The 8,602-nt window shown below is 48.7% G+C and carries 6 protein-coding genes; 1 reads left to right on the top strand and 5 read right to left on the bottom strand.

From position 1 onward, the window contains the following. Positions 1 to 34 precede the first annotated feature (34 nt). From RIN67_RS01090 to RIN67_RS01080, 3 genes are all read right to left on the bottom strand, one after another. Positions 35 to 1,354, bottom strand: coding sequence for a hypothetical protein (locus tag RIN67_RS01090; protein WP_313872933.1), 1,320 nt, complete (start codon positions 1,352 to 1,354; stop codon positions 35 to 37). A gap of 84 nt (positions 1,355 to 1,438) precedes the next feature. Continuing rightward, positions 1,439 to 3,781, bottom strand: coding sequence for a KxYKxGKxW signal peptide domain-containing protein (locus RIN67_RS01085; protein WP_264999511.1), 2,343 nt, complete (start codon positions 3,779 to 3,781; stop codon positions 1,439 to 1,441). Positions 3,782 to 4,331: 550 nt separating this feature from the next. Beyond that, positions 4,332 to 4,694, bottom strand: coding sequence for a hypothetical protein (locus RIN67_RS01080; RefSeq protein ID WP_034545165.1), 363 nt, complete (start codon positions 4,692 to 4,694; stop codon positions 4,332 to 4,334). Positions 4,695 to 5,080: 386 nt separating this feature from the next. On the opposite strand from RIN67_RS01080, the gene RIN67_RS01075 reads away from it, so the two are divergent. Continuing rightward, entirely contained in the window at positions 5,081 to 6,466 is a 1,386-nt protein-coding gene (locus RIN67_RS01075; RefSeq protein WP_056943506.1) for a hemolysin family protein, read from the top strand. A 171-nt stretch (positions 6,467 to 6,637) separates the two neighbouring features. On the opposite strand, the gene RIN67_RS01070 is transcribed toward RIN67_RS01075, so the two are convergent. Both RIN67_RS01070 and RIN67_RS01065 read right to left on the bottom strand, forming a co-directional pair. Next, positions 6,638 to 6,907 carry a helix-turn-helix transcriptional regulator gene (locus RIN67_RS01070; protein ID WP_264999512.1) on the bottom strand — a complete coding sequence of 90 codons (270 nt, stop codon included), beginning with the start codon at positions 6,905 to 6,907 and terminating at the stop codon, positions 6,638 to 6,640. 190 nt (positions 6,908 to 7,097) lie between these two features. Then, positions 7,098 to 8,540 (bottom strand): DHA2 family efflux MFS transporter permease subunit, encoded by a 1,443-nt coding sequence (locus RIN67_RS01065; protein WP_264999513.1) that lies wholly within the window; start codon positions 8,538 to 8,540, stop codon positions 7,098 to 7,100. Positions 8,541 to 8,602 lie beyond the last annotated feature (62 nt).

Genomic DNA, 8,602 nt, shown 5'->3' with positions numbered 1-8,602 from the left:
GTTGGTAAGTATTGTTCAATGGCCTTTTGAATGGTTAAAGTCCCCGTGCTAGGGACGCAGCGGTTGGTACGGCCACACTGGCCTTAGCCGTTGCCGACTGACTAGCCAAAACCGTCCCATTGATGTAATCCAACAGCTTCTGGGCACCGGCATCGGTTAAGTGGTAGGCGTAGTCGCCGACCTTAGCGCCATCATTCGTGACCACTAAGTCATCTTTACTGATTTGATACCCTTGAGCACCTGCGGATCCTTCTTCATTCACCCCGTTGTTCCATGACGGATAAACGGTCTGCGTGTCCGGAAGCATCGTGCTGGCATTCTGGGTATTGTAGTAGGCTTCAATGGTCTTTAAGAAGTCGTAATTGTAGCCAGCAGACTTGATGTAGGCAAAGTTGACGGCCGTCGTCGCGGTACTTCCAGCCAACGCATCATCTGGGCCACTCCCAGGAGTGGTATCCGTTTTATCTACAACCGTTAAAACCTTATCATACATTGTATCTGTGTCTCCGGTAACGTTGTCAATCGTTACTGGATTGGTTGAACCAACACTCCATCCAGCATCTGGAGTCTGTGCGGTAACGGTCACCGATTTACCCGCCAGCGTGTTGACCGTTGTCGTTTGGTTCTTACCCATACTGGTCTTTAAGAAATTAGCAGATTGTTGAGCTGATCCTGAAGAATTTGTAACGGTAATTGTAACCAAATTCTGGTTATAACCATCGGTAAACAGCCGACCGGCAATTCCCTTTTCGTTGTATAGATTTGACGCCGTGACATAATCACTGGTACTGCCATCATCTTGGTAATTAAAGCCACTGTAAGAACCCGCTTCTTCAACTGAAGGGATTTGACCATTAGCCGATTCTTCATATTTTTGTTCCGCCAAAGCTCGACCAGCGTTAAAGGCTCGAGTTGCTGCAGCCAGCTCTTGGGCGTACACCCTATCAAAGACTTCATAAACAAATTGATCCATGTAATCCGCCATGGCATCGGCTTGGGCCTGAGTCGGCATATTAGAAAGCGTTGTATCATATAGCGAATCTGATGCTCGCACAAACACAGGTAATTGATCATAGGCCGTAGAGGCGCCGATTCCTACCCGATCACGAATATACTTGCCGTTAAGGTCCTTTAGTTCTGAATTTTCTACCGTGAGGGTCCCGGCATCAGCCTTATCAATAACTTTCCCCGTACTGGAAGAAACGGCCGCCACAATATTCGTCTTCCCAACACCTGCGTGATCCCAGCCATCACTTGCAATAGCCTTTTCATCACCAATAGCTGTCGCGTGCACGATATCGTTAGCGTATACCATGGCCCGGAACGGCGTATCATTCAACCGAAGAGCATGCATGATTTGGGAGTAAACCCCAACCTCAATGGGAGCGTGAGAAGTTGCTAAGCCCTCGTACGCTGGGTTCGTGTACATGTACTTGGCTTAATTTTCTGCTAACTGGTCCGTGGTCATGTTCGGGTATTTTACATAGTCATTCAGCGCCGCTTTAGCCGCGGAATATTCAACGTCATAAAGTTGTTTAATAACCGCTTGTGCGCCCTCTCCACTCCGAACATAGTCCAGCGCAGAATGACTGGCATCAAAGACGTGAGCCACACCTTCTTCTGCTTCATTAGTGGTCCCCGTAGCAGAATTCCGGTTTAGAATTTCGTTAGCTTCGTCTTCAGATAATTTCCCGTTAGTGACCAATTGGTTCACGATTTCCGTAATATTGGTCTTCTCTTGGCCACCTAACGCATCAACGTTGGCAACCGTCATGACGTTCCCAATAATTTTTTGCGTCCAAGCATAACCAGCGGCTTCCGCAAGCGATGATAATTTATCAGAGTCACCATTCTCATTGGTGGTATGCGTCGCATTTAGAATACTAGCTGGGTCAGTTTCCGAGTAGCCATTTATTGAACTGTACGGTGAAGTTGCCGCACCTGAATCACCATAAACGTAACCATTCTGAAGGAAGCCCTTCAAAGCCTGATCTTCTCCAATGGCCCAACTATTTTCAATGGCTGATTGCGCATTAGCCGCGATAGCCTGATATGCTAAATCGAATAGTTTTGAATTCAACATGTCATCGTCAATACCAAACATATTAAGCAATGTCTTGGTTGTCGCATTTAACCCCACGGCTGTGCTTAGATCATTCGGAACATAGTCCTTATCTTCGCCAAAATCTGCCATAGTCCCCCCAATGGAACGCACGTCAGATAACGCCTGGTGGGCAATCCCGTTAATCAGGTTAGGGGCAACCATGCCAATGTAGAAGTTCAGCGAATCAGTCGCCGAACTAATACTAGAGTTTGCAATATTGTTCGCAATATTATTAAACGCCAGTACATCTGGGGCATACTTAGTCCCAGCGATTCCCTTCAAAAAGTCTGCTAGTGCCGATCCCGTAGTCGTACCATCAGTTGCATTAGCAGATAGTGCTGATGGATTATAAGTCTGATTATTTAACAGCGAATTAGCCGTAGACTCATTGGCCGCTTGCTTTTTGACACCATCCAACCATTGATAGATTCCCGTAACAAAATCTCGTGAGTAGTCAGAATACCCTTGGTTATAGTCTTTGGTACTTCCGGCCACTGTTATTGTTTGAGTAACACCCCAAAAATTTTTCCCATTATCTTTTTCATAGTTAAATGACTCTGAAGTCGCATCCGTAATCCGATAACTACTCCCCGTCCAAATAGGTGCAGCGGTAGTCGTACTTTCTTGCAGCGATTGATTATTTTCATAGTCCGTAAATAACTGCGATAGATTACCAAGACCAGTCTTAATACTGTTTATATAATTAGTTAGGCCTTGACCAAAGATGGGTACCATTGCACTAGTAATCTTTGTCGACTCCACGGTCATACTTGAAATCAAGCTATTGATATCATTAGTCGCATCCGTAATCCCCATATTGTAGGCTGTATCATCCTTGTACTGCTTAGGCGTTGAAAAGGCATTCACCAAATCCAATGCTGCGGCCCGGGTCAGCGAGAAGGAAGCGGCCATCAAGGCCACCTTGTTTTGGTTTTCCTGCGTCAAGTTGGTGGTGGCCAACATGGTCTTGAGTTCATCCGTGGTGATGGTCGTGGTGTCATTGCTCCCAGAAGCGGACGCATCTGAGGCTAAAGCATCGCTTCCCGCCGTACTTTCGCTGGCTGATCCAGCGGAGTCAGTGGATTCACTGGCTTCATTGGTCGAACCCGTGGTTGAATTTTCATTAGTTGTATCCGTTTTTTGAGCTGTCGAATTAGTGGCGGTTTGATCAGCCGTCGTTTGAGTGGTGGTTGGTTGGGTACCATCCGTAGTGGTCTCAGTGGTCGTCACCTGATCATCCGTGGTGGTCTCATTTTGGGCAGACTGCGCCCCTGTGGTTGCGCTACCGGTTGCATTGGTTGTTGTTTCAGCTGCCTGGTTCCCCGCTTCACTAGTCGCCGAGGCACTTGGCGTGGTACTGGTTTCCTGAGTGCTGGTCTGATCACTAGTCGATTGGCTCACGTCCGTCGTCGACGCTTGCACGGTTGCTTGTGATGTGGCCGGAATCGTCCCCGTGGTCTTGGTCGCGGCAACATCCTCCGTATCCAGGGTCTTAGCGGCCCCAGTCTTGGTGTCGGCTTTCGCAGACGTCGAGCCAATGGTTCCCAGGCCTAATAGACCGCTTAACGCGGAAATCCCAGCGACCAGCCACTTTCTGCCTGCCTTATACATCTTAAAATGTGTTTTGCTGTTCGAGCGGAATAGTTCTGACATCCGCTTCGGATCTAATCCCTTCATTAAATCGCCCCATTACTCAATCAATTCGACAAAATACTCAATATAATCTTCTTTATAATACCACATATATTCCAATGTGGATAATTGTGAATGGCCAATTTTATAGCCAAAACGCCATTAATGGCCACAAGTTTCCTTCGCAACTAATTACTGGATTTATAAAGAGGCCAAAATAATCATTTATACCCAAAAACGTTACGGCCCGGTTTTACAAAAAGTTCACTTTTCTCCGTTGGTGTAAGCGGTTGAAATCGCCCATTACTACAGCGCTTCCCCAAATAGTTAAATCAACCAACCAACCCGTCAACGGGATGTTCCATCAATTTATTTCACTATTTCATTTCCCATTAGTTATTACCATCCCGGGTCCTTACTAAATGTTTCATACACGTCATGAACTAACCGTTTTTTCAAAAAATTTTTTTGGAAAACTCACTTAGGTTAGTGACTTGTCAAACCGCTTACTCCCTCGACCTTTAAAAATATCCGATAAAAAAGTCCCGATTCATTTTTCAATGAATCGGGACGCCGCATTATAGGTTGTCTAAGGTTAGATTAAGTCCATCTTTTCTGGTGGGGTCACTAGCTTTTGGCCAATCTGTTCACCCAACGTCTTCAACGCGTCTTCACGCGTCTTCACGATGTCCATGTTAAAGAGAATTGAGTCGATATCGCCACCAGCAAAGTCAAACTGTTCGAAATAAACGTAAGGGTCGTGGTCGTCATCGTCATTCAAGAAGTGCGCGGTGACTGCCTTGTTCAGGGCCGTTGCCCATGAAAGATCTGCCATCTTAGGTAGATCGTGTTTCGTCACATACCCCGGTTTTAAGATCAGCTTTGCCGCCTTTTCAACATCCGCTGCTGGGATGTCAATTTTCGGTTCGTCTGCTTTTTCCTTTGGTGTGTCTGCCATAATCAAAATCTCCTTTGATGTTTCTAATTTTAGTCTAGTCCTTTTTTTTGAAAACGTTAAGCGTGAATCCCGGATAAATCCATAAAATTGTAAGCGGTACCGTCAGGGGCGTTAACGATCCGCACCAATCCCCCTCAGGATACCCGCTACCCCCAAGTTTCCCAATTAAGACGGCTTCCTCAGGCAGGTCAACTTACCCACCGGAAAGATTTCTCACCAAAATTGACTTTTGCTAGCCGGACCCTTTCCGTTTCCCCCAGAAACTTTAGCGTTCGGTTGCGTTCAGGGGGGTATCGGCGTAAAATTTGCCTCAACTCAAGGACTACAAAATAGCGGTCAGACGCGCTATAATGAGTGGATAGAATAAGTGAAATGAGGAATGATGTGTGGATAGCGGTCAGATAGTTGTAAACCTAGTGATTATTTTAGTTACTTTTTTCTTTGCAGCTTTCTTTGTTGCCTGCGAGTTTGCCTTAGTTCAGACCCGGCCTAGTGCGTTACAAGAAAGAATCGACGACCTAGACAAGCCTTCAACCAAGCTCACTCGGGCCATGAAAATGGTCACCAATTTAAACGAATATTTGTCAACAACTCAAGTGGGGGTTTCCTTAGCCGGAATTATCTTAGGGTGGATCGGTGAAACGTTCTTCGTCGACATCCTGCTTGCCGGCATCGCCCCCATGCATATCAATAACGCTACCGCCCATACGGTCAGCGCCATTATTGGGGTTCTGGTCCTGACTTACTTAGAAGTGGTCTTCACCGAAATCGTGCCCAAGAACATCTCCATCGATATGCCGATGAAGGTCTTGATGCTAGTGGTTACGCCCCTGCATTACTGCCACGTTCTGTTCTACCCCTTCGTCTGGTTACTCAACGTCAGTGCGACTGGGGTGGTCAAGATGATGGGCCTGAAAGTGGCCAACGAAAGTGACGAAGTCTTCTCCCAAGCCGAGATCTTAAACCTCTCCCGCAGTGCCGTGGAAGGCGGGGAGCTGGAAAAGAACGACTTGGTCTACATGCAACGGGCTTTCGAACTGAACGATAAGGTCGCCAAGGACATCATGATCGACCGGACGCAGCTTGAAGTCATCGACATCACCACGACCGTCAAGGAAGCCTTAACGGTCTACCTGCAGGAACGCTTCAGCCGGTTGCCCGTGGTGGCCGACAACGATAAGGATAAGATTCTGGGGTACGTCTACAACTACGACTTGATTCGCCAACAACAAGTGGATTCTTCCATTAAAGTGGACAAGTTATTGCGTGACATCACCACCACGCCAGAAACTACGCCAATCACGCAGGTCTTGCAACAGATGATCAAGCACCAGACGCCTATCGTGGTCGTAGTCGACGAATACGGTGGGACTTCCGGAATCATCACCGACAAGGACATCTACGAGGAACTCTTCGGGACCGTCCGCGATGAGATTGACGACGCCAACGACCAGTACATCTTCAAGCAACCTAACGGGACGTTCCAGGTCAACGGGAAGATGACCACCTACGACTTCGAACGCTACTTCAACGTCGACATCAAGGACTTCGAGTCGACCGACATCGTGACGCTGGCGGGATACATCATTGATAACTATCCCGACATCCAAGTCAACGACGTGATCCACTTGGAGAACTTCGACTTAAAGGTCATCGATTACGAGAATTCTTTCATTAACTGGTTCGAGGTCACGGTCAACCCCGTGCAACCCAAACCATCCCTGATGGACGAAGACGATAACGATAAGAAACACCATCACGATAACGATTAAAGCTAAGGCGCTTAAGCTCTCCCCGACGTGGGGGTGGCTTAAGCGTCTTTTTGACGGTCTGCGGGCACTTGCCACTCACCTTAAACGTCCAGACGACAAGAGGCGTCCAATCAGTGTCAACACTGGTCGGGCGCCTTTCATGTTTGTCAAAACAATCGCCACATCTTCTGGTCAATAATGGCGCACAGCCCGGTGACGCCAGGGCCAGATGGCTAGCCGGTGGGCCTGGCGCGGCGTCCCCTGGTCTGCCGCTTGGTGCCCTTCCGACTCGAAGTCTAAGATCCGCGCTAGCGCTCGCAATTGCGCCGGTGTCGGATCGCACTGGACGCACCCTTCCCACCGGTCGATGGTGAGTTGGTCGACCCCAATCAGTTGCGCTAGGTGGGCTTGCGTCATATTCTGTCGTTTACGCATCACACGAATTTGCATCCCTAAATCCATGCTATCCCCCTCATCTAAGAACCAGCTTAACACGCCCCTACGTTGAACCGTTTAGTCGCTACTTAGTTTTATCAAGGGATTAACGAATCCCCTAACGTGACAGTTTCCCCCCTAACCAGCTCGCTCGCCTTGTGGTACGCAAAAAGCGCCGCCAACCCGTTGAGATTGGCGACGCTTCAATGTTTACTGATTATTCATGCTTACCGTACTTTTCAGCCTTCGGCAACCGCAAGGCCACTAAGAACCCAATCACGGCTAAAGCAAACGTGAAGTAGAACCCGTAGTGGGACCCGTTCACGAACGCCCCAGCAGCTTGATGGGCGCCACCGGCGTAGTACGCCGCTTGACCGATGCCCAACAAGCTGGTCGCAATCGCCGTAGCAATCGCCCCAACCACTTGTTGGAGGGTGTTCATGATAGCACTCCCGTCAGCCGCGATTGGACCCGTCAACGCGTTCAACCCGTGGGTCTGGGATGGTGACATGGCTAACGGTGCCCCGATCATCAAGACCACGTGGGCCAAGATGATGTACCAGATAGCACTCTGCGTGGTGGTCAAAGCCAACAAGATAGCCCCGACCATGGAGATGATGAAGCCCAGCATTGCTGGCTTACGAGCCCCGATGTGGTCGTACAACCGACCAGAAATCGCGGAGACAATCGCGTTCATCAATCCACCAGGGAACATGATGATCCCGGTCAACGCAACGGGAACCAGTGCCCCTTTTTGGATGTACATAGGTAACAGGTACATCGCGGACAGGATGATCCCGAAGTTAATCATGACCAGACTCGCACCGACCCGGAAGCCCGGAATGGCGAAAGCCCGTAAGTTCAAGATGGGGTGTTCCATGGTCAATTGACGATGGGTGTACCATGCCAAGACCACGATTCCTAAGACTAAGGCCCCCAAGACCATTGGGGATCCCCAGCCATGGTCACTGGCCATGCTGACCCCAACGACTAAGCTCCCGAAACCGACCATGGATAACAGGATTGATAAGAAATCAATCTTAGGCCGCGTCACGGGCGCAATGTTCTTCAGGGAGGTCACGGCAAATAAGAACGCGATGACCAAGAACGGGACGAACAGCCAGAAGATCCACCGCCAGGAAGCAATCCCCAGCACGATTCCGGCCAAAGTTGGGCCAATGGCGGGCGCGAACATAATCACTAACCCAACCATCCCCATAGCCGCCCCTAACTTATAGGGTGGAAAAATCTGCATCGCGACCGTAAACATCAACGGTAGAATCAGCCCGGTGGCGATTCCTTGAATCATCCGACCCAAGAGCAGAACGCCAAAACCAGGCGCTACCGCCGAGATAATCGCCCCAACGGCGAAATCAATCAAGGCAAACAGAATCACTTGCCGCGTGGTGAACCACTTGGTAATTAAACTAGATAAAGGTAACACGATCCCAATCATCAGCATGTAGCCGGTGACCAACCACTGAACTGTGGCTGTCGAAACGTTTAATTGTGCCATCAACTGAGGTAGCGCAATGTTGAGGGAAGTTTCACTGAACATCCCCACAAATCCACCAATCAGCATACCCATCATGGCTAGCATGGGGTGCGCAACTGGCACCCGGGCTTTTTCTGCTGCTGGATTGTTTTGTACAGTTTCCATTGTATTTTCACTCGCTTTCATCAAACACAATGGATTACTTTAACAGAAAAATAATTTTCTCG

Origin of the sequence: Levilactobacillus namurensis (genome assembly GCF_032197885.1) — a bacterium.
In the GTDB taxonomy this organism is placed as follows: Bacteria; Bacillota; Bacilli; order Lactobacillales; family Lactobacillaceae; genus Levilactobacillus; species Levilactobacillus namurensis_A.
Note: the sequence above shows the minus strand (reverse complement) of the source record. Positions and strands in the feature narration are given on the sequence as shown.